Source organism: Pelistega sp. MC2, from assembly GCF_900099475.1.
Classification (GTDB): Bacteria; Pseudomonadota; Gammaproteobacteria; order Burkholderiales; family Burkholderiaceae_B; genus Taylorella; species Taylorella indica.
The window spans coordinates 558045-578758 of record NZ_LT628274.1 but is presented as its reverse complement, the minus strand read 5'-3'; the positions used below and the strand labels follow the sequence as shown (position 1 = coordinate 578758).

The following is a 20714-nucleotide window of genomic DNA, read 5'->3' as shown; positions in this document are numbered from 1 at the left end:
GATTTGTTAATGAAGAATATTATCTTACCCGTATTTTTGTCATAAGAGTGAAAAAACCTCAATAGAGGTAACTCGATTGAGATTGCATCTAGTGTTGCTAAATTTTATTGATGTTTTTTGACGTACAGGTTTTTTGTGTGGGGGATAGAGGTATCAGTTCACCATGTACAAATAAAAAAACCTCGATAGAGATAACTCTCCATCGAGGTTGATTGACTAACAAACTTACAGTGTTTTATGCGTTAATTTTTTGTAATAGTTCAGCTTTTTTAGCATAATATTTTTTTAGGTTTTTCTCTTTGACATGGCCGTAACCGCGAACTTCATCGGGTAGTTCCGCCAGTGCTATTGCAACATCTATATTATCAGTTGATAGTTTGTTTTCTAGCGTTGTCAAGAGATCCATATAGTCTTGAATTAAAGCACGCTCTGCACGACGTTCTTCGGTTTTGCCAAATATATCTAAACCAGTACCACGTAATCCCTTCATCTTAGTGAGAAGTTTAAAAACTTTAAATACCCAAGGACCATAAGCTTTTTTCTGCAAATGTCCATCTGCTTTTTTCTTACTAAATGTTGGAGGAGCCATATGAACTAAGATTTCGTAATCTTTACCAGGTTCTCCAGCAAAGGTTTTACGCAATTGTTCCATATATTCTGGTCTTGTATAGAGTCGCGCCACTTCGTACTCATCTTTATATGCCATTACTTTTGCTAAATTTTTAGCAGCAGCATCTGTTAATGCATGATGACCTGTCCCTAGAACTTTCTCTTCGGTGGCTTTGATTGGTTCAATCGCTTTTAAAAACTTATCAGCGTAAGCAGCATTTTGATAATCTGTTAAATAGCTTGATAGACGTTTTAACAGAGCAGAGGTATTTTCTGTGAATGACACAGTTTTTTCCTCTTGAATACCTTGTGTTTTAAGGCTGTCATTGCCAAAATGAGCAAGGTAACGCCCCCAATAGAAAGCATCTAAGTTTTTCTCAACAGTGACACCATTGAGCTCAATAGCACGTTGAATCATCTCAAGACGTAGCGGTACTTTACCTTTTTGCCATACATAACCTAACAATAATGGATTGGCGTAAATAGCATCCCCTAATAAAGTAAACGCATAGAAGGAAGCATCGATAAAATCACATGACTCTATACCCACCACTTGGTGTAAATCTTGTTGTGTCGCGAGGGAAGGGAAGCGCCATTTTGGATTACCAAATAATTCAGCAGTAGGGGACTTTGCTGTATTTACAGCAGCATAGGTTCGACCTTTTTGAACTTTAGAGGTAATTTCTTTAGATGTTGCTACAATAGAGTCACAGGCAATAATCAAATCTGCTTCACCTGTACCAATACGTGTTGCATATAAGTCATCTGGACGATTACCAATTTGAATATGACTAACAACAGCCCCTCCTTTTTGGGCAAGACCAGTAATATCCAAAATATTAACGCCTTTGCCTTCTAAGTGTGCCGCCATACCAAGTAAAGCTCCAATCGTGACTACACCAGTACCACCAACACCAGGCACTAGAATATTGTATGAACGATTAATTGACACAAACTCAGGTTGAGGAATATCTTTTTTATCTAGAGTGTTGCCTTGAGAGGTTGGTTTAATTAATTGAGCACCTTTAGCGGTCACAAAACTAGGGCAGAAGCCTTTTTGACAAGAAAAGTCTTTGTTACAGCTAGATTGGTTAATTTTACGTTTGATTCCCATCGGTGTTTCATGCGGTTCAATAGACAAGCAGTTTGATTGAACACCACAGTCACCACAGCCTTCACACACATCTTCGTTAATAAAGGTGCGTAGTGCAGGGTCAGGATAATCGCCACGTTTACGGCGACGACGTTTCTCTGTCGCACAGGTTTGAACATAAATAATTGCTGTTGTTCCTTCAATATCACGCAATTGACGTTGAACTTCATCTAAGTCATCACGATGACGAATTTCAGTTTCGCTGCGAATACCAAGTTTACGAATATTATCTGGTTCATCACTGACAATTACAATTTTGGTGATTCCTTCAGCCACTAATTGATCGTGAATTTGAGGCACAGTTAGTGTGCCGTCAATAGGCTGACCTCCTGTCATCGCTACTGCATCATTGTAGAGAATTTTGTAAGTGATATTGGCTTTGGCGGCGATAGAGGCACGAACCGCTAAGATACCAGAGTGGAAATACGTACCATCGCCCAGGTTTGCAAAAATGTGTTTTTCATCTGTAAAGTCTTTTTGCCCAATCCAGCCAACACCTTCTCCACCCATTTGTGAGAATGTATTAGTGTCCCTGTCCATCCAAATAGTCATATAGTGACAACCAATACCGGCTACAGCGCGAGACCCTTCAGGAACACGAGTTGACGTATTGTGCGGACAACCTGAACAGAACCATGGCTTGCGTTCAGTAATCACAGAAATATGTTTACTTTCTTTCTCTTTGCGATTGATGATTTCAATACGTGCGCGAATTCTCTCACGGACATCAGCAGGTAAGTCTTGTTTTTCTAGGCGTTTAGCAATTGCTTTTGCGATAACCGCAGAGGATAAATCAAGATTAGGGGGTAATAACCATGGACCTCTAGGCAAAGACCATTCACCACCACCATCTTCGCGTGCATCATACTTACCATAAATTTCAGGACGGACATCATCACGCCAGTTATAGAGTTGCTCTTTAATGGCATATTCCATGATTTGGCGTTTTTCTTCAACGACTAAAATTTCGTTTAAGCCTTCAGCAAATTCACGAGCCCCTTGTGACTCAAGAGGCCATACACAGCCAACTTTATACACACGGATACCAATATCGCTACAGGTTTGCTCATCAAGACCTAAATCAACTAAGGCTTGACGAACATCTAAATAGGCCTTGCCCGCTGTCATAATGCCAAATTTTGCCTTAGGCGAGTCGATCACAATCTTGTCTAACTTATTAGCACGTACATAGGCAAGCGCTGCATAGAGTTTATAATTATTCATGCGCTCTTCTTGCGCGGCTGGTGTATCAGGCCAACGAATATTTAGCCCACCTTCAGGTAACGTAAAGTTATCAGGAATAACTGATTTAACACGGTTTGGATTAACCTCAACAGAAGATGAAGATTCTACAACATCGGTTACGCATTTTAGACTAACCCATAGACCTGAATAACGACTCATGGCCCAACCGTGTAAACCATAGTCTAAATACTCTTGTACATTGGAGGGGTAAAGTACGGGAATACCTGCTGCTTGTAAATCATGCTCTGATTGATAGGCAACAGTAGAGGATTTGGCAGCATGGTCATCACCAGCAATTAGTAGAACACCACCGAATTTTGACGATCCGGCATTATTGGCGTGTTTGAAAACGTCCATCGAACGGTCAAGCCCAGGACCTTTGCCATACCACATGCCAAATACACCGTCGCGATTAGCGCCTTGGAAAAGATTTAGCTGTTGTGAACCCCATACAGCAGTAGCAGCTAGTTCCTCATTAAGTCCCGGCTGGAACACAATATCATGGGATTTCAAATGTTTTTTGGCTTTCCATAGGCTTAAATCCACATTGCCTAATGGTGAACCACGGTAACCAGAAATAAAGCCAGCCGTGTTTAAGCCAGCAGCCAAATCACGCTCTTTTTGTAAAAGAGGTAATCTCACTAGGGCTTGCGTACCACTCATGAATACACGTTTGTTGTTAGCTGTGTATTTATCATCCAGAGTCGTATTTTGAATCAGCTCTAGCTGTTCTTTAGTTAGGGGTGCATTCATCGGTTGTCTCCGCTAAATTTTATAGTGGTGATTTTTTGGTTTAGTTTAGCCTCTTTTTGTGTTATCGTAAAATTAATTATATTTCTATCAGGTATTAAAAAAACAAATGTCTAAAAATGTGACGTTAAAACAAATGCGGTATTTTGTCAGTGCTGCACGAGTAGGGCGATTCTCCATAGCTGCTTTGCATGAACATGTTTCTCAGTCAGCTATTACGAGTGCTGTACTAAATCTTGAGGAGGAATTAGGAGTGTTGCTTTTTGATAGATTACAGCATGGAGTGAGTCTGACGGAAGCTGGACAAGCTTTTTATCGACATGCTGTCTTTATCTTGGACTCTGTCAAAGAAGCGATGACGCTCCCTGAGTTGAAAACAATTCATGGCGTGAGTGGTTGTATCAAAGTTGGAGCATCTTATACGATGCTTGGCTATTTTTTGCCCGAATTGATTGCACGCTTTAAAAAAGCGAATCCATTAGTCACAATAGATTTATACGATATGACATTAGATGAAATGGAGCGAGGATTACGCAGTGGAGAGATTGAGATAGCCATTGGTTCTATTTCCAACATACAAGAGCGTCACCATTATGAAACAGAACTGCTAATTCGATCAACGAGAAGACTCTGGTTATCTGCTACGCATCCTCTTGGTGAAAAAGAACAAGTCACGTTAGAGGATATCGCACCTTATCCTTACATCATGATTACTGTAGATAATGCATTGGAGTTTACGGAAAAATTTTGGAAGGAAGCAAATTTAACACCTAACTATGTCTTAAAAACTAGTTCTCTCGAATCGGTACGGGGGTTTGTAGGACAAGGGTTAGGTGTCACTATTTTATCGGATATGGTATATCGTTCTTGGTCGTTAGATGGTAAAAAAATCAATGCTATTAAAATTGCAAATGGCGTACCTGATTTAGAGGGTGGTGTTTTTTGGTTAAAAAATAAAAAATTAAGTAAAGCCTCTGAAGCGTTTAATCAGTTTTTGGCTTATGCTAGCGTAAAATAGTTATTATTTTTCCGTGTTATTGAAGAGCTTTAGGTATTGTTCAAGGTATTAAATTAAGGGTATAGATTATGTGGGTAATAGCGATTATATTGACTGTTATTTTATGGCTATTACTGGACAATATTTTAATTGCCGCTATATTAGCCATTTTTGTCGTCTATATGTATAGTTTACTGAGAGCTTTGTATAGTGCCAAAAAAGGACAGATGATAGAGGGTTCACCAATAGAATCACAACAAACACAGCTTACTCACGAACAGCCCCAAACAATAGTAGCTAATGCAGAGAGTAGACAACCATATTCTCAAGGTAATCAAGTCGATTTATCAAATGAATCAGAGCAAGTAGACTCTTCTTATATAGACTATGTAGAAGGAAAATTTGATTAAGTTTAAGAGAGGATAGAGGAAGAGGGGGAGGAAAAAATGAGGGTATGGTACTATTGGGGTGACCGATGGGGCTCGAACCCACGACAACCGGAATCACAATCCGGGACTCTACCAACTGAGCTACGGTCACCACAGTAAAGAAATAAAATTATATCGATGACTACTTCTTTAATCAAGTTTTTTGTTGTTTTTTTACAAAAATATTCGTTAAGTATAATAAAAATCAATTTGATTAGTATCTCAACTATTATTTTGTAAACAGTCAAAATCTCAGCATAATTTTGACTGTTGTACTTAGAAAAATGAAGATTGCTGTTACATGTGAATAGTATTTGCTGTAATTACGTTATGCATTAATTTTTGGTAAACGACCAAAAATAACATAATTATCCAAGTATTGCCAAATTGTGCCTACTTCATTAAATCCAGCATGTCGTAAGGCGGCTATATGAAAATCTACGGAGCAATCTTCTCCACTGGTTTGGCGTTTGGTTTTTTTGGATGTATAAAATGCGTCACGACGCTCTTTAAGGGATGCTAATTGCGTAATTTGGCTAGCTCTCATCCACCAAGTATCCCAATCATCTTCACCGTTTGTTACGGCTTCTTGTTCAATTTGTTTTCGTATGGATAGTGACAATGAATTTAGCGTTGGCCAACGACTATCAAAACGCATATGATCGCCATTCATAAAAATACCTCCGGGCATGAGTAGTTCGCCAACCACTCCATAGAATTCGGCTAGAGCACCAGGGGAGAGCCAATGCAAGGCAGTGGTAGAAACAAGCGCAGATGGTTTGCCAACCTTTAATGTATTTGCTGCTTCTATTACTTTGTCACGCCAGATTTCATTAGATAAGTCAGCTTCTATAAGAATAGCTCTATCTGCATAGGGAGCTAATGATACTTTTGCCATTTCAAGTAACATCACATCAGCATCAATAGCAATGACTTTAGCCTCAGGAAATCGCTCTAATAATCGACAACTAAGTGAACCAGGTCCGCAAGCGGCATCAATGACGGTAAAATTATTTCCCAAAGTAGTGCCTAATATATCAAACATTATATTAAAACGTTCTTCTCTTTGTTTAATATAACCTTCTTGTTGACGATCCCAGCGAGCAAGTAGCTGAAGAATTTCATTATTAGATGGCATAAATTTTCCTTTAACTGTATAAAAATAAATTTAACTATTGCGCTGATTCCATCGCGCTAGTTTAACATCAAAATGGGGTGGAGCATTTTGCGCAATTTGTACAAATTGTCCTCTGACATTAAAAACTTTCTCTAAGAGACCTGATTCTGATAGTTTTTGAGGTGATCCTGTAAATACTAGATTTCCATGATGAAGTAATGATATTCGGTCACAAATAGCCATAGCATGGTTAAGATCATGAATTGTAATGATAATTCCTACGCCTTTTTCTCGGCTTAATCGATAAGCAAGATCAAGAACTTCGATCTGATAGCCAATATCCAAAAATGAAGTAGGCTCATCTAACAACAGTATTTTAGCTTCTTGTGCCAGTGCAGCAGAAATCCATACTCTCTGGCGTTCACCGCCTGATAATTCACACAGATTTTTATTTGCAAAGTTAGCTAGACTAGTACTTTCTAATGCCCATGCAATGGTCTCTTCATCTTTGAGGCTGTAGCGTCGAAATAGCCCTACATGAGCAAAACGCCCTTGTCTAACCAATTGCTGTACGGTCATTTCATCTGGTGCTATCGGTTGCTGAGGTAAAAAGGCAAGGTGGCGAGCTATTTCCCGACGCGACATGCTTTTTATCGTTTTTTCATTTAGTATCACACTTCCTTCAGTAGGTAAAAGCAATCCTGCCATAGCTTGTAAAGCAGTACTTTTACCAGAACCGTTTGGACCGATAAGCACATGTATTTCTCCGGGATTTAGCTCAAAATCAAATTGATTAAGTGCCTTGTGTAAACCATAGGAGACTGATAATTGTTTGCAAGAAAGTAACATGGTATCCTCAAATCGTACGGCGTAATAATGTAATTAATAAAGGTACACCGCACAGTGCTGTGACAACCCCGATAGGAATTTCAAAATCCTGCCCGACCATACGTCCGATTAAATCACTAAAGGTGACAATAATAATTCCCGATACAATACTTAGTGGCAAAACTAAAGATAAATGACGACCAGCAATAAAACGTGCTAAATGAGGCGCAATTAGACCTACAAAAATGATTGGTCCTACTACACCTACGGCACTAGCAGCAAGACTACAAGCGAGTATTAATGCAAATGAAAAATGCCGTTTATAGGATAAACCAAAAGATTGTGCTACAGTTGTTTCAAAGTGTAGTAGATTTAGTGGGCGAGACAATAGAGGTAAACTAAGTAACCCAAATACTGTAAAAGGTAATAAAAATAAAACATGTTGCCAACTACGAGCATAAAGTGATCCCGATAGCCATTCGAGTACAACCTCAATCCGATGAGATCCCCAGCCAACCATCAATCCTAGCGCTATAGCATGAAGAATTGCTCCTATCGCAATACCACAAAGAGTAATTCGTAGAGGTCCCAATTCGCGTTGCAAAGCAAAAAAATAAATAATTACACCGGCTATTAGACCACCAATCATCCCTATTCCTGGTAGCCAAGCAATAGGCATTACCGGTTGAGATTCACTTACATTACCAGTGTAAACAGTAAATAATAGAAAAATAGTAATGGCTAGCGTAGCTCCTTGTGATATTCCCATAATTGATGGGTCAGCTAATAGATTTCTAGTGATAGTTTGTAAAATAAAACCTGCTACGGACAAATGCACACCTGCTAGCATACCTGTAATAATTCGTGGTAATCGAATATCCATAATAATTGACTGAGCAGTGCTAGAGCCTTGACCTGTAAAAGTCGCTAATATATCGCTTATGGGGATATCTACAACACCCAAAAATATCGCCAAAAAAATTGAAATAAGTGCTAAAACGGCCCAACCAACAATCAGTTTCCAAGATGTATATTGAGGTATGATATGTTCTTTAGTGCTTAGCATAGACTTCATTTCTTTGATCCTTTATTCAAAGAAAAGTTTGGCTTTTGTATCAAATAAATAAATACTGGCCCACCAATTAATGCCATGATGATACTGATAGGTAATTCTTGGGGGGCAGCAATAGAGCGTGCAATAATATCTGCTATTGTTGCTATTAAACCGCCCAAACTAGCTGCTAATATCACACTCCAACAGGGATCATCAGGTTGCAATAAGCGGACAATATGTGGTGTTGCTAGTCCAACAAAAGCAACTGGACCTGCAACTGGGACAACACCTGCAACTAAAATAACGGCTAAAACTAGAAAAATAGACTTCCAGAGATTGAAACGTAGTCCCATACTGCTAGCTGCCTCATCACTCAATACCATTAAGCTAAAAATACGTCGAGTCAACAATGCCCCACCAATGCCAATAGTCATCCAAGGTAACATGTAGGCTAGTTGTAACCAAGTTCGCCCTTGAAAACCTCCCGTTAACCAAAATAATAATGAAGAAGCTTGTGGACCAATTGAGATGAGTAAATAGGTAGTTATCGCATTGAAAAATAATGAGATACTAATGCCTGCTAATGCTAAATGTAAAGGACGCTTTAAATTACCACGAGTAATCCAAAAGACCATCAATGCGGCAGTAAGTCCTCCTAGAAGACCAATGAAAGAGTAAGAGCCAGATGATATTTTTGGAAAAAAGATATAGCAGGATACAATAGCTGCAACGGCTCCAGATGTTACGCCAGTCAATCCTGGTCCTGCTAATGGGTTGCGAGTCAATGTTTGTAATAAATAACCAGAGACTGCTAGACTGGCTCCTCCCATAAAAGCACAAATGCTCCGAGGCAAACGTAGCGTCCAAACAAAAATAGAATCAATTTTATTATCAGGAGAGAAAAGAGCGTTAATCATAGTATCCCATGTGAGTGGCCGTGCTCCAATCATTAACCCAATAAATATGACAGCAACGGCCGTACAGATAGAAGCTATTCCTATCACCATTGATCGTGATGTACGCATATTGATTGGAACAAAAGTCATTTATGAAGTTCTACAGGAATCATTTTTAGGGCTTCTGCTTTTACATCAATTTTAGGGAATATCTCTGGATAAAGATAATGGGCAGACTCTTTTAGCAATATTTCACGCGCAATTGGACCATTAGCTTCAGACCATTCATCCCCGGCATAAATTACACGCCCATTTTTTACGGCTGATAGTTGTTTCCAAATAGGATTATCCTCATGTGTTCGAACAGTATTACCCTTGTCATCTACTAGCCATTCTAATACTATGATAATGTCTGGATTCTTTTCTAATAAAGTCTCTAAACTGATATTTGAGGTGAAGCGGCCGTTAACTGGCATAGACCCCATAATATTCTTACCACCAAGAGCTGTCATAATAGATGCTGCTGTTTGTTCATCGTGAAAAGCCGAGTATGACCCAGCCCACATAATAACAAAGCTAGGATGTTTATCTTTGGAGACTTTTGTTAGGTAGTTAGCTAAATGCTGTTTAAATTCTTCATTAAGTTGTTTACCACGTTCTGGATAACCCATAATCTTGGCAACTTCAGCTACTTCTTTGTAGCTACCGTTTAGGAGTTCCATATTGTATGCAACATAAGGAGCAATCTTCTGTAATTGTTCTGCATTTGCAGCGGTATAACGTTTTATCGCAATAATAGTATCTGGTTTTGTTTCGGAGAGAAGTTCTAAATTTGGTCTGGCACGTTGACCTATTTTTTTTATATTTTTAGTTAATCCTCCTAAAAAGTCAGGATCACGACCCGGAATCATATAGGTAGTAGCAACAGGTTTGATACCTAATGCTAAACCAACATCAACAGCTAAATACGAAATTGCTGCAATACGTTGTGGTTTAGCAGGGACTTCAACAGTAACATTGCGATCATCTGTAATTGATAGCGTGTTATTATTTTGCGACGCAACTGATGTAGAGACAAATATATTGGCTAAAGCAAAAATTAACAAAAACCTTTTGGAGTGAAGAAATTTCATATTAATAAGCCTTTTATAAATAATAAAGCAAATGATTATCATTTTTAATAATAATTAAAAATGATAATAATTATTATTTCAAGATATTATTAAGATGGCTATTTAATTTAATAAGCAGCTAATATTCTTTTATAGGAAGCTAAGTTAATTGTTTATTATGAGGTTACTTTAGTGGAAAGGGAAATTATTTTATTTGTATATTGGAAGTTAATTTTAGAAAGAAAAGAGGTCTAGACAAAATGACGGATACCCACATAGTGGCAAAATGAGTTTGTGTCAGGGGGTATACAATAATATTTTGTAATAAGAAGATGGCGCCTCCAGCGAGAATCGAACTCACAACCTACCGCTTAGAAGGCGGTTGCTCTATCCAGTTGAGCTATGGAGACGCTAAGTCGGTAATTATACTGTATTTTTAAAATAATTTCTAAAAACAAACTTAATTAATATTCTTTTATAAAAAATGAAGACGTTTATTTAAGCTAAGTTTAGGGAAAAGCAATTTATTCTCAGTCTACTATTTAGAGAAGAATAATAACTCATTAATAGGCTCTCTTTATCTGCAAACTCTTGCCAGTAGCATTTGTGATGGTATTAATTTTTACATTTTCTTTATATCTTTGATTTTAATCTTGATGCCATTTTTATATTTATTTTGAAATAATAAGTTTCGTCCAATTTTATTGTTTTTAGGAGCATGAAATGCAATTATTGGCAGGATTGATGGCATTTGGCTTGTTCATCTATTTGATTTATGTATTGATATATACGGAGGATTTTTAATGAGTACCTCTTCAATATTATCGCTTATTGTATTTTTATTAATACTTTTTGCCCTGGCTTATCCATTGTCAGGTTTTATTGTAAGGAAAATGCAAGCACCTTTATCTACATCCGAACAGAAGTGGTTCAGTCGCTTGGGAATGCTATATAAGGATTCTTCTGGGAATACCTTTAGTGAAATGAATTGGAAACAATATGCATATGCAATTGTTCTTTTTAATGGAGTAGGTTTAATAACACTATTTGCTTTACAAATGTTACAAGGCTTCTTACCGTTAAATCCTGAAAGTTTTAAGGCACCGACCTGGCATTCAGCAATAAATACGGCTGTAAGTTTTGTGACCAATACTAATTGGCAAGGCTACAGTGGCGAATCCTCAATGAGTTATTTGACACAGTTGTTAGGTTTATCTTTGCAGAATTTTTTGTCAGCAGCAACCGGTATCGCTGTAGCATTTGCTTTAATTAGAGGGTTAATTAGTAAGGGTTCACAAGGCATTGGTAATGCATGGGTAGATTTATGGCGCAGTAATATTTATATTTTGCTTCCTATTTCTATCATAGTTGCTTTGTTATTAGTAAGTCAGGGAGTTATACAAACATTATCACCAAGCTTAGATTTTCTAAGTGTACAGGGTGATCATCAATCTATTCCTTTAGGACCTGTTGCTTCACAAGAGGCAATAAAAATGTTAGGCACAAACGGGGGGGGCTTTTTTAATGCCAACTCTGCGCATCCATTTGAAAACCCAACGGGATTATCAAACTTAATTGAAATGTTATCTATTTTCTTGATACCAACGGCATTAACTTTTTGCTTGGGCAAGATGAGTGGAGATCTACGTCATGGAATAGTGATTTTAGCCGCTATGACGGTGTTGTTTATAGGAATGTACTTATTGACACTAAGTAGTGAGTCAACAGGTAATACATGGCTTGCTCATCAAGTTCATGGATTGGTTGATCCATCAGTTAGTGGAAATATGGAGGGGAAAGAAACTCGTTTTGGGATAGTATCTTCAAGTTTATTTGCTACGGTGACTACAGCTGCTTCATGTGGAGCGGTTAATGCTATGCATGATTCATTTACTCCATTAGGTGGGTTAGTACCGATGCTTCAAATGCAATTAGGTGAAGTCATATTTGGTGGAGTGGGATCAGGATTGTATGGCATGTTGTTATTTGCCATTCTAGCTGTCTTTGTTTCAGGTTTAATGATAGGGCGTACGCCAGAATATTTAGGCAAAAAAATTGAGCCATTTGACATGAAAATGGTTGTTATAGGACTCCTAGTGTCACCTTTAGTTATTTTAAGTGGTACAGCACTTAGTGTTATTTTACAAGTGGGACAAGATGGGATTTTTAATTCATCAGCACATGGTTTTAGTGAAGTACTTTATGCGTTTAGTTCAGCGGCTAATAATAACGGATCGGCTTTTGCCGGCTTAGGCGCTAATACTCCTTTCTATAATTTAATGTTAGCTTTTGCAATGTTAGCAGGGCGTTTTGGGGTTATTTTGCCTGTTCTAGCATTGGCAGGTTCTCTGGGAAGAAAAAAACGCTTAACCGTCAATCTTGGTACCTTACCTACAAATACTCCGCTGTTTGTGATTTTGTTAATCGGTACTGTTCTATTGATGGGGGCATTGACTTTTATTCCAGCTTTATCCTTAGGTCCAATTATTGAACAAATCTGGATAAACCGTTAAAGAATTATTTAAAGGATTTTGTATGATGAAACCAGAAATAAAATCATTAACTAAAACTAAGAATGATAGTGAGTCTACTACTTTCAATACACATGGTAATGCAACAAAACAAAACATGCTTAATGCAAAGTTAATCAAAGAGGCAATAAAACAGGCATTTATTAAGTTGCATCCTAAAAAACAGTGGCGCAATCCAATCATGTTCGTTGTGTATGTGGGTAGCATATTGACGACATTACTTACTATTCAAATGTGGGCTGTAGGTCATAATTCAGACTCTTATTTCAACTTATCCATTAGTTTATGGCTATGGTTTACCATTTTATTTGCTAATTTTGCAGAGGCCTTAGCTGAGGGGCGAAGTAAAGCGCAGGCAGATAGCTTAAGGCAAACACGCCAAGATATCAAAGCACGAAAGTTGGAGAGTGTAGTCCACAAAGAGACGTTCACAGAGATACTTGCGAGCGATTTAAAAAAGGGTGATATTGTCATTGTAGAAGCAGGAGAAATGATTCCTGCTGATGGAGAGGTAATAGAAGGACTAGCCTCTGTAGATGAGTCTGCGATAACAGGAGAGTCTGCTCCTGTTATCCGGGAGAGTGGGGGAGACTTCAGTGCCGTAACAGGAGGTACAAGAGTTTTATCTGATTATTTGATAATAAAGATTACCCAAGATAAAGGGCAGGGCTTTTTAGATCGAATGATTGCTTTAGTTGATGGTGCTAAACGTAGGAAAACGCCTAATGAGATTGCATTAACTATTTTATTAGTTGCATTGACGTTTATTTTTTTGATGGTGTGTGTGACTTTGCTACCGTTCTCTAAGTTTGCTGTACTTTCTTCGGGAACAGGTGTGCCTGTGACAGTAGTTATACTAGTGGCTTTACTAGTTTGTCTAATACCTACCACAATTGGAGGCTTGCTTTCAGCCATTGGTGTTGCGGGTATGAACCGTATGATGCAAGCTAATGTAGTGGCTACTTCTGGTCGTGCTGTTGAAGCAGCGGGGGATGTAGATGTATTGCTATTAGATAAGACAGGGACAATAACATACGGAAATCGTCAGGCATCGCAATTTATAGCTGCTCCAGATGTTAGCGATAAAGAACTAGCTGAGGCAGCATTAATAGGATCATTCATGGATGAAACGCCAGAGGGACGAAGTATTGTTAAATTGGCTCAGCAAAAATTTAAATTCACTAATGAAGTGACTGAGTCAAAAGATTTTACTGTAATAGAGTTTAGTGCTCAGACTAGAATGAGTGGTATAGATATAGACGAGCGTAAGATCCGTAAGGGGGCGTTTGATTCAATCTCTCGGTGGGTTACAAATTTGGGGGGGATTGTCCCTGAAATTATTACTTTTCATGTTGAAAGTATTGCGCGTCAAGGTAGTACACCGTTGGTAATTGCCGATAGAAAAAAAATATTGGGTGTAGTTGAATTAAAGGATACAGTGAAAGCAGGTATTAGAGAGCGTTTTGCTGAATTGCACAATATGGGTATTAGTACGGTAATGATCACTGGTGATAATGTGTTAACAGCAGCTGCTATTGCTGCAGAAGCAGGAGTAGATGACTTTATGGCAGAGGCTACTCCTGAGCAAAAATTGACGCGCATTCGTAGTTATCAGGAGCAGGGCAAATTAGTAGCAATGACAGGAGATGGCACTAATGATGCTCCCGCTTTAGCTCAAGCTGATGTTGCCGTAGCGATGAATAGTGGTACTCAAGCAGCTAAAGAGGCAGCTAATATGGTTGATTTAGACTCAAATCCAACTAAACTTATTGAAATAGTGCAGATTGGAAAACAAATGTTAATGACTCGCGGTGCTTTAACGACGTTTAGTCTAGCCAATGATATTGCAAAATATTTTGCTATTATTCCTGCAGCTTTTGCTAGTACATATCCAGAATTAAAAGTGCTAGATATTATGGATTTAGGTAGCCCTTCATCTGCTATTTTATCGGCTATTATTTTTAATGCATTGATTATAGTGGGTCTAATTCCTCTTGCCTTAAAAGGGGTAAGGTATCGTGCCACTAAAGCAGCTACTTTACTAAGAATTAATTTTTTAATTTATGGTTTTGGGGGGGTAATACTTCCTTTTGTTTGTATTAAAGCTATAGATATTTTTCTAAATGTTTTTCATTTAGTTTAGGATTGGAGAATGTTATATCATGAATAATACAACGATTCTTAATAGTACAAATAGTGCCATTACGGTAACTAACAAAGAGAGTGTAATGACTAAAGTTTCATTTTTGAAGCCTACTTTTTATTTGTTTTTTTTATTGAGTCTTATTTTAGGTCTTATTTACCCTTTGGGAATGACAGTTGTTTCACAAGTATTGTTACCAGAAAAAGCGAATGCTAGTTTGTACTATGATTCGAATGGAAAAATAATAGGATCTGAATTGATAGGACAAAAGTTCGATTCCCCTAAGTATCTTTGGGGGCGCCCTTCGGCTAGTGGATATGATGCAAAATCGTCTGGTGGTAGTAATTTTGGACCATTGAATCCTGAACTTGTCAAAAATGTTCAAGAGAATGTGGATGCCTTGAAAAGTAGTCACCCAAATAATAATAATCCTATCCCCTTAGATCTTGTGACAGCTTCAGCAAGTGGACTTGATCCACATATATCTCCTGAGGCAGCTGCTTGGCAAGTAGGTCGTATTGCTAGGGAGCGTGGAGTGAGTCAAACCATTGTGCAACAAATTATACAAAACCATACTACTTTTCCTATAATAGGATTGTTAGGTGACCCTACGGTAAATGTTCTCGGAGTTAACCTAGAGTTAGATGCAATGATTAAGTAAGCTAAATGTGGAGCTGATATGAATGATAGTCGTCCATCACCTGATGAATTACTAGATCAAATACATCAAGAATTTATTGAAACCCAAAAAGGTAAACTAAAAATCTTTTTTGGCTCATCAGCTGGTGTTGGTAAAACATATGATATGCTCATGGTTGCTCATCAAGCACAAGAAAAGGGGCTTAAGGTAGTAGTAGGAGTTGTTGAAACTCATGGTCGTAGTGAAACAGCAGCTTTGCTTGAGGGTTTGACAGTATTGCCACTGAAGACCATTCAATATCGTGGACAAGATCTTAAGGAGCTTGATTTAGACGCTGCTTTAGAACAACGCCCTGATATTTTACTAGTTGATGAGTTGGCACATAGTAATGTACCAACTTCACGTCATGCAAAACGCTGGCAAGATGTGGAAGAACTCATTAATGCAGGTATCAATGTTTATACTACTCTTAATGTTCAGCACCTGGAAAGTGTTAATGATGTAGTTAATCAAATTACTGGTATCACGGTAAGAGAAACAGTACCTGACTGGTTTTTTGATTCAGCCAATGAGGTTGTATTAGTAGACTTGTCAGCTAATGAGTTATTAAACAGATTTCACAGTGGAAAAGTTTATCTTCCGAATCAAGCAAAAAAAGCGGTTAAAAATTTCTTTCGTAAAGGGAATTTAATTGCTTTAAGGGAATTGGCCTTAAGAAGAACAGCGGAACATGTGGATGCAGATATGCGAGATTATCGAAAAAGAGCTCGAATATCGCCTATATGGAATACAACTGATCAATTACTTGTTGGAGTAACAAGCACTGGAAATAATGAGGTATTAATACGTCATGCATATAGATTGGCAGGCAGCTTACATTCAAAATGGCATGTGGTTTATGTTGAAACTCCCCATTATATAAATAAAAATAAAAAAAAAGTATTAGACGCTTTAAGAATGGCAGAGGAGCTTGGAGCTACAACGCAAATTATTAATGCTAATACTATTGCTGAGGGGCTAGTTAGTTATGCACACCAATTTAATATAAGTAGAATTGTTATAGGACAACAGCGCCCCAAAATTATGAGTTTTGGATCTTCATTGGTTAATCAACTTTCCAATCAAGATGCTAAGCTTGATTTAATTTTAGTTAATCAAGTAGCTGAGAATGATAAGCCTATATCTCAAGAGGTTAGATCTGAGAGCTCAAATAATGGTAGCAATTATTGGTCTAAAGATAACTTATATGGTTATTTAATGGCATTTTTAGGATGTATAGTTGTTATTTCTTTAGCAACCATTACTCATTGGCTTGATTTAGCGAATGTGTTAATGCTATATCTGTTGGTAATTGTATTTGTATCAGTGAAATTTGGCCGTTTACCAGGTATTTTTGCAGTTTTTATTAGTGTTTTAAGTTTTGATTTTTTCTTTGTTGAACCAAAATTTTCTTTTTCGGTGAGAGATGTACAATACCTATTAACTTTTAGTGTTTTGATTATTGTATCATTATTGATTAATAATCTAGCGGTAAATTTACGTTTTCAAGTACATTCAGCGAGATATCGAGAACAACAAGCTAAATCAATCAGCCAATTAGCGCAAGGGTTAAGTGCTTCACGTAAAACCGATCAAATAGCCAGTCATGCAACAGCATGGTTATTACAATACTTAGCTCAAAATGTATTGATAATTACCCCAAATCATCAAGGACGTTTAAAAATAGCAAATAATACTCAAGCTTCTTTAGAATTTGACTGGATTGTAGCTCAATGGGTTTATGATAATAAGCAAAAAGCGGGTGTTGGCACACATACACTAGCGGCAAATAAAATGCAATATAGACCATTGATTGCATCAGGAAATGTTTTGGGAGTATTGGCCTTATATCCTAAAGATTTGACTTCTTTTAACGCACCAGAACAACAGCGTTTTTTGGATGTGGCAGTAGCCCAAATAGCTTTGGCTTTAGAGCGAATTTTTTTTGCCAAAATCGCCCAAGAGGCTGTGGTGAAAGCAGAGTCTGAACAGCTTAGGAGTACTTTATTATCAGCGTTATCCCACGATATTCGGACGCCTCTAACCGTGTTAACAACGCTAGCGGATAGCTTGTTAAAGGTCACAGATCAGCAACAACAATATCAGCTAGTAAAAGATATTCAACAACAAAGTAGAGCAATTCAACGATTAGTTGTAAATATTTTGGATTATGCTGTATTGCAATCAGGGGGGGTAACTGTGAATCAGCAATGGATAAGTTTAGAGGAGTTGATAGGAGGATTGTTACATCAATTAGAGTTTGCTCTGGATAACCGGCATGTTAGTGTAAAGATTCCCGAGGAATTACAGTTTGTCTATACAGATGAATTACTACTGGCAAGAATCTTAAATAATTTATTGAATAATGCTATTAATTATTCACCTCCACACTCACCAATCTATATCGAAGCAATGATTGCTGATAAATCACATTATCACATTAATGTTATTGATGAGGGGATGGGGGTACCTTTACAAATGCAAGAAAAAATTTTTGAAAGATTTACACGAATAAATACAGAAAGCACAGTGACTGGCTTAGGCTTAGGTTTGGCATTAAGCCGTGATTTAGTCAAACGATTAGAGGGGACATTAACAATGCATAATATCGTTCCTCATGGTGCTTGTTTTACCATTGAATTACCATTATTTGTTGAATAACGCAGAAAGGCGTATTATGATAGCGTTCTATAGGTGTTAACTATTTTTCAATGATTAAGAATTAGAAACATACTTAAATGAAAAAAATTTTAGTTATAGAGGATGAACAGCATATATCTCGATTTATCCTAAAAGTTCTTGAAGATGAAGGGTATCAAACATTTATGGCTCTCAATGGTCAGCGAGGTCTGATTGAGGCGGCATCACGTAGACCTGATTTAATCGTTTTAGATTTAGGTCTACCTGATGGTGATGGTGTGGATATTATCCGTGATGTACGTACTTGGTCGAATGTGCCAATTGTCGTTTTATCTGCTCGAGTAGATGAGCAAGATAAAATCAATGCCTTAAATCAAGGAGCCGATGATTATTTGATTAAACCATTTAGCATTGGTGAATTAATCGCAAGAATTAATGCCCAATTGCGACGCTATCAACATGGTGAAAATGATAATGCCATCATAAATATAGGCAATATAGAGGTTGATTTGAGTTGTCGTCAAGTCATTAAGAATAATGAAATTGTACATTTAACCCCCATTGAATATAAGTTGTTAATCGTACTATTACGTAATGCTCAAAGAGTACTGACTTACCAGCAAATTTTGAATGAAGTATGGGGAAAGGGGCATCAAACACAAGAGCATTATGTACGTATTTTTATGTCAAATTTACGTCAAAAACTAGAGGATGAACCGTCACGCCCTAACTATTTACTGACTGAGATTGGCGTGGGTTATCGATTAAGAATGTAATACTGTTAAAAACTTCTAGACTATAAAGAAGTTTTTAGTAATTATGTTTATTTAAATTCAAAAATTCTACTGATTTTGACACTATGACTGTTTTATTTGATATTCACCCAGACAATCCTCAGCAACGCTTTATTTATCAAGCAGCGACTATTATTAAAGAGGGTGGAGTAGTAGCTGTCCCAACAGATTCTAGCTATGCAATAGTGGCTCGCTTAGATGATAGTGATGCAGCGAAAAAATTGCGTCATATTAGGGGGCTGGATGATAAGCATTTATTGACATTGTTATGTAGAGATTTAGCAGAAATTGCCCATTTTGCTAAAGTAGACAATCAGCAATATCGATTGCTTAAATTGGCGACTCCGGGGCCGTGGACATTTATTCTTCAAGCAAGTAAAGAGGTTCCTCGTCGTGTGTCTCATCCTTCACGTAAGACAATTGGTATCAGGGTACCACAGCATGCAGTCTTACTTGCATTGATTGAAGAGGTGGGAGAGCCTTTATTATCAACTACGTTTATTGCTAAAGATGAAGAACATCCATTTACCGATCATGAAGATTTTATTGATCTTTATAAAGGGCAGTTAGATGGTGTAATCGTTTCGGGTGCTGTTTCTGCTCAACCAACGACGGTGATTGATTTAACTGGTGAGGTGCCAGAGGTACTTCGTCTAGGTATGGGTGATCCCGAAAAATTAGGTATCTTTAGTGATTGAAACATGAAGAATCAATAAATTGACTGTTTTCTTTTGTTTTTTTCATTTTATTGCTATTGCTAACGGTCATTTTCATTTAAACTAGAACATAATTATATTTTGGCTATTATTTTAGGACTAGAGTTATGGTAGCAAATGCTTTTGACTATCCTCAGTTTAAAGGCAGTATTCCTGCGTTAATCACACCGATGCTAGAAAATGGTGAGATCGATTTTGAGGCTTACAAAAAATTAATTGATTGGCATGTGCAAGAGGGTTCAGATGCTTTAGTAGTGGTAGGTACTTCTGGTGAGTCACCCACCGTTGATTTTGAGGAACATGGTGAACTTATTCGTGTCGCTGTGACTCATGCCAATGGTAGTATTCCAATCATCGCTGGTGTTGGTGGTAATTCTACAAAAGAAGCCATTTATTTAACACAACATGCTGAAAAAGCAGGTGCTCAAGCGGGTTTATCAGTAGTTCCTTACTATAATAAACCTACGCAAGAGGGGATGTATTTGCATTTTAAAACGATTGCCGAAAATACATCGTTACCTATCATTCTTTATAATGTTCCTGGTCGTACATCGGTTAATATGACTAATGAGACGATTATTCGTCTTGCACAAATCCCGGGCATTATGGGGATTAAAGAGGCTAGTGGTGATATTTCTCGTCTAGGGGAGCTTCTTCGTGATAAGCCAGATCATTTTCAAGTATATTCTGGTGATGATCCAACGGCCGCTGCATTAATTTTGCTTGGTGGTAGTGCCAATATTTCGGTGACGGCTAATGTTGCACCAAGAGCGATGCATGATTTATGTGTAGCAGCAGCTCAAGGAGATTTGGCAAAAGTTAGAGAATTAAATGGACGTTTAGCCACCTTAAATCGTTTATTATTTGTTGAAGCTAATCCTATTCCAGTGAAATATGCTGTAGCACGAATGGGTTTATCTCAATTAGGTTATCGTTTACCTTTATCTCATATGTCAGAAGGTAATAGAGTTTTAGTTGAACAGGCATTGAAACAAGCCGGTTTGATTCAATAATTAAAAAGG

General features: G+C 37.6%; 16 protein-coding genes and 2 tRNA genes. 10 read left to right on the top strand and 8 right to left on the bottom strand.

The genetic code is table 11. From position 1 onward, the window contains the following. Positions 1–235: 235 nt before the first annotated feature. Positions 236–3760, bottom strand: a complete 3525-nt coding sequence (locus tag BQ4443_RS04470) for an indolepyruvate ferredoxin oxidoreductase family protein (RefSeq protein WP_070476699.1) — start codon at positions 3758–3760, stop codon at positions 236–238. A gap of 106 nt (positions 3761–3866) precedes the next feature. Between BQ4443_RS04470 and BQ4443_RS04465 the strand changes: the two genes are divergently transcribed. Both BQ4443_RS04465 and BQ4443_RS04460 read left to right on the top strand, forming a co-directional pair. Beyond that, a complete protein-coding gene (locus BQ4443_RS04465) occupies positions 3867–4775 on the top strand; it encodes a LysR family transcriptional regulator (protein ID WP_070476703.1) in 909 nt (302 codons plus the stop codon). A gap of 68 nt (positions 4776–4843) precedes the next feature. Then, the gene (locus BQ4443_RS04460) at positions 4844–5164 is read left to right on the top strand and encodes a hypothetical protein (RefSeq protein ID WP_071058188.1); all 321 of its coding nucleotides are present in this window, start codon (positions 4844–4846) and stop codon (positions 5162–5164) included. 54 nt (positions 5165–5218) lie between these two features. Here BQ4443_RS04460 and BQ4443_RS04455 read toward each other — a convergent pair. From BQ4443_RS04455 to BQ4443_RS04425, 7 genes are all read right to left on the bottom strand, one after another. Beyond that, a tRNA-His gene (locus BQ4443_RS04455) sits at positions 5219–5294 on the bottom strand. A 216-nt stretch (positions 5295–5510) separates the two neighbouring features. Further along, the gene (locus BQ4443_RS04450) at positions 5511–6320 is read right to left on the bottom strand and encodes a class I SAM-dependent methyltransferase (protein WP_023950590.1); all 810 of its coding nucleotides are present in this window, start codon (positions 6318–6320) and stop codon (positions 5511–5513) included. Between the two features lie 30 nt (positions 6321–6350). Continuing rightward, a complete protein-coding gene (locus BQ4443_RS04445; protein WP_023950591.1) occupies positions 6351–7148 on the bottom strand; it encodes an ABC transporter ATP-binding protein in 798 nt (265 codons plus the stop codon). Positions 7149–7155: 7 nt separating this feature from the next. Beyond that, a complete protein-coding gene (locus BQ4443_RS04440; RefSeq protein WP_023950593.1) occupies positions 7156–8202 on the bottom strand; it encodes a FecCD family ABC transporter permease in 1047 nt (348 codons plus the stop codon). Then, positions 8199–9227 carry a FecCD family ABC transporter permease gene (locus BQ4443_RS04435; RefSeq protein WP_218118021.1) on the bottom strand — a complete coding sequence of 343 codons (1029 nt, stop codon included), beginning with the start codon at positions 9225–9227 and terminating at the stop codon, positions 8199–8201. Before BQ4443_RS04435 ends, BQ4443_RS04440 begins: the two co-directional genes overlap by 4 nt. Next, positions 9224–10210 carry an ABC transporter substrate-binding protein gene (locus BQ4443_RS04430; protein ID WP_071058187.1) on the bottom strand — a complete coding sequence of 329 codons (987 nt, stop codon included), beginning with the start codon at positions 10208–10210 and terminating at the stop codon, positions 9224–9226. The genes BQ4443_RS04435 and BQ4443_RS04430 overlap by 4 nt, the downstream gene beginning before the upstream one ends. A 312-nt stretch (positions 10211–10522) precedes the next feature. Continuing rightward, positions 10523–10599, bottom strand: a tRNA-Arg gene (locus tag BQ4443_RS04425). A 313-nt stretch (positions 10600–10912) separates the two neighbouring features. Here BQ4443_RS04425 and kdpF point away from each other — a divergent pair. The 8 genes from kdpF to dapA all read left to right on the top strand — a co-directional run bounded on the left by kdpF (position 10913) and on the right by dapA (position 20705). After that, the gene (kdpF, locus tag BQ4443_RS12755) at positions 10913–10993 is read left to right on the top strand and encodes a K(+)-transporting ATPase subunit F (RefSeq protein ID WP_071058186.1); all 81 of its coding nucleotides are present in this window, start codon (positions 10913–10915) and stop codon (positions 10991–10993) included. Further along, the gene (kdpA, locus tag BQ4443_RS04415; RefSeq protein WP_023950597.1) at positions 10993–12702 is read left to right on the top strand and encodes a potassium-transporting ATPase subunit KdpA; all 1710 of its coding nucleotides are present in this window, start codon (positions 10993–10995) and stop codon (positions 12700–12702) included. The genes kdpF and kdpA overlap by 1 nt, the downstream gene beginning before the upstream one ends. A 22-nt stretch (positions 12703–12724) precedes the next feature. Next, positions 12725–14863 (top strand): potassium-transporting ATPase subunit KdpB, encoded by a 2139-nt coding sequence (gene kdpB / locus BQ4443_RS04410; RefSeq protein WP_371128777.1) that lies wholly within the window; start codon positions 12725–12727, stop codon positions 14861–14863. Positions 14864–14882: 19 nt separating this feature from the next. Continuing rightward, a complete protein-coding gene (gene kdpC, locus BQ4443_RS04405; RefSeq protein WP_256330887.1) occupies positions 14883–15524 on the top strand; it encodes a potassium-transporting ATPase subunit KdpC in 642 nt (213 codons plus the stop codon). An 18-nt stretch (positions 15525–15542) separates the two neighbouring features. Further along, complete coding sequence (locus BQ4443_RS04400) at positions 15543–18203, top strand: DUF4118 domain-containing protein (protein WP_071058185.1); 2661 nt, start codon at positions 15543–15545, stop codon at positions 18201–18203. A gap of 77 nt (positions 18204–18280) precedes the next feature. After that, a complete protein-coding gene (locus BQ4443_RS04395; protein ID WP_023950599.1) occupies positions 18281–18958 on the top strand; it encodes a response regulator in 678 nt (225 codons plus the stop codon). Positions 18959–19041: 83 nt separating this feature from the next. Further along, positions 19042–19674, top strand: a complete 633-nt coding sequence (locus tag BQ4443_RS04390; RefSeq protein ID WP_023950601.1) for an L-threonylcarbamoyladenylate synthase — start codon at positions 19042–19044, stop codon at positions 19672–19674. A 125-nt stretch (positions 19675–19799) separates the two neighbouring features. Beyond that, positions 19800–20705 (top strand): 4-hydroxy-tetrahydrodipicolinate synthase, encoded by a 906-nt coding sequence (gene dapA / locus BQ4443_RS04385; protein WP_071058184.1) that lies wholly within the window; start codon positions 19800–19802, stop codon positions 20703–20705. The last annotated feature ends 9 nt before the right edge of the window (positions 20706–20714 follow it).

Excerpts from the sequence above, each read along its gene's own strand:
- BQ4443_RS04470 (WP_070476699.1), bottom strand. The coding sequence starts at position 3,760 with ATGAATGCACCCCTAACTAAAGAACAGCTAGAGCTGATTCAAAATACG.
- BQ4443_RS04465 (WP_070476703.1), top strand. The coding sequence starts at position 3,867 with ATGTCTAAAAATGTGACGTTAAAACAAATGCGGTATTTTGTCAGTGCT.
- BQ4443_RS04460 (WP_071058188.1), top strand. The coding sequence starts at position 4,844 with ATGTGGGTAATAGCGATTATATTGACTGTTATTTTATGGCTATTACTG.
- BQ4443_RS04450 (WP_023950590.1), bottom strand. The coding sequence starts at position 6,320 with ATGCCATCTAATAATGAAATTCTTCAGCTACTTGCTCGCTGGGATCGT.
- BQ4443_RS04445 (WP_023950591.1), bottom strand. The coding sequence starts at position 7,148 with ATGTTACTTTCTTGCAAACAATTATCAGTCTCCTATGGTTTACACAAG.
- BQ4443_RS04440 (WP_023950593.1), bottom strand. The coding sequence starts at position 8,202 with ATGAAGTCTATGCTAAGCACTAAAGAACATATCATACCTCAATATACA.
- BQ4443_RS04435 (WP_218118021.1), bottom strand. The coding sequence starts at position 9,227 with ATGACTTTTGTTCCAATCAATATGCGTACATCACGATCAATGGTGATA.
- BQ4443_RS04430 (WP_071058187.1), bottom strand. The coding sequence starts at position 10,210 with ATGAAATTTCTTCACTCCAAAAGGTTTTTGTTAATTTTTGCTTTAGCC.
- kdpF (WP_071058186.1), top strand. The coding sequence starts at position 10,913 with ATGCAATTATTGGCAGGATTGATGGCATTTGGCTTGTTCATCTATTTG.
- kdpA (WP_023950597.1), top strand. The coding sequence starts at position 10,993 with ATGAGTACCTCTTCAATATTATCGCTTATTGTATTTTTATTAATACTT.
- kdpB (WP_371128777.1), top strand. The coding sequence starts at position 12,725 with ATGATGAAACCAGAAATAAAATCATTAACTAAAACTAAGAATGATAGT.
- kdpC (WP_256330887.1), top strand. The coding sequence starts at position 14,883 with ATGAATAATACAACGATTCTTAATAGTACAAATAGTGCCATTACGGTA.
- BQ4443_RS04400 (WP_071058185.1), top strand. The coding sequence starts at position 15,543 with ATGAATGATAGTCGTCCATCACCTGATGAATTACTAGATCAAATACAT.
- BQ4443_RS04395 (WP_023950599.1), top strand. The coding sequence starts at position 18,281 with ATGAAAAAAATTTTAGTTATAGAGGATGAACAGCATATATCTCGATTT.
- BQ4443_RS04390 (WP_023950601.1), top strand. The coding sequence starts at position 19,042 with ATGACTGTTTTATTTGATATTCACCCAGACAATCCTCAGCAACGCTTT.
- dapA (WP_071058184.1), top strand. The coding sequence starts at position 19,800 with ATGGTAGCAAATGCTTTTGACTATCCTCAGTTTAAAGGCAGTATTCCT.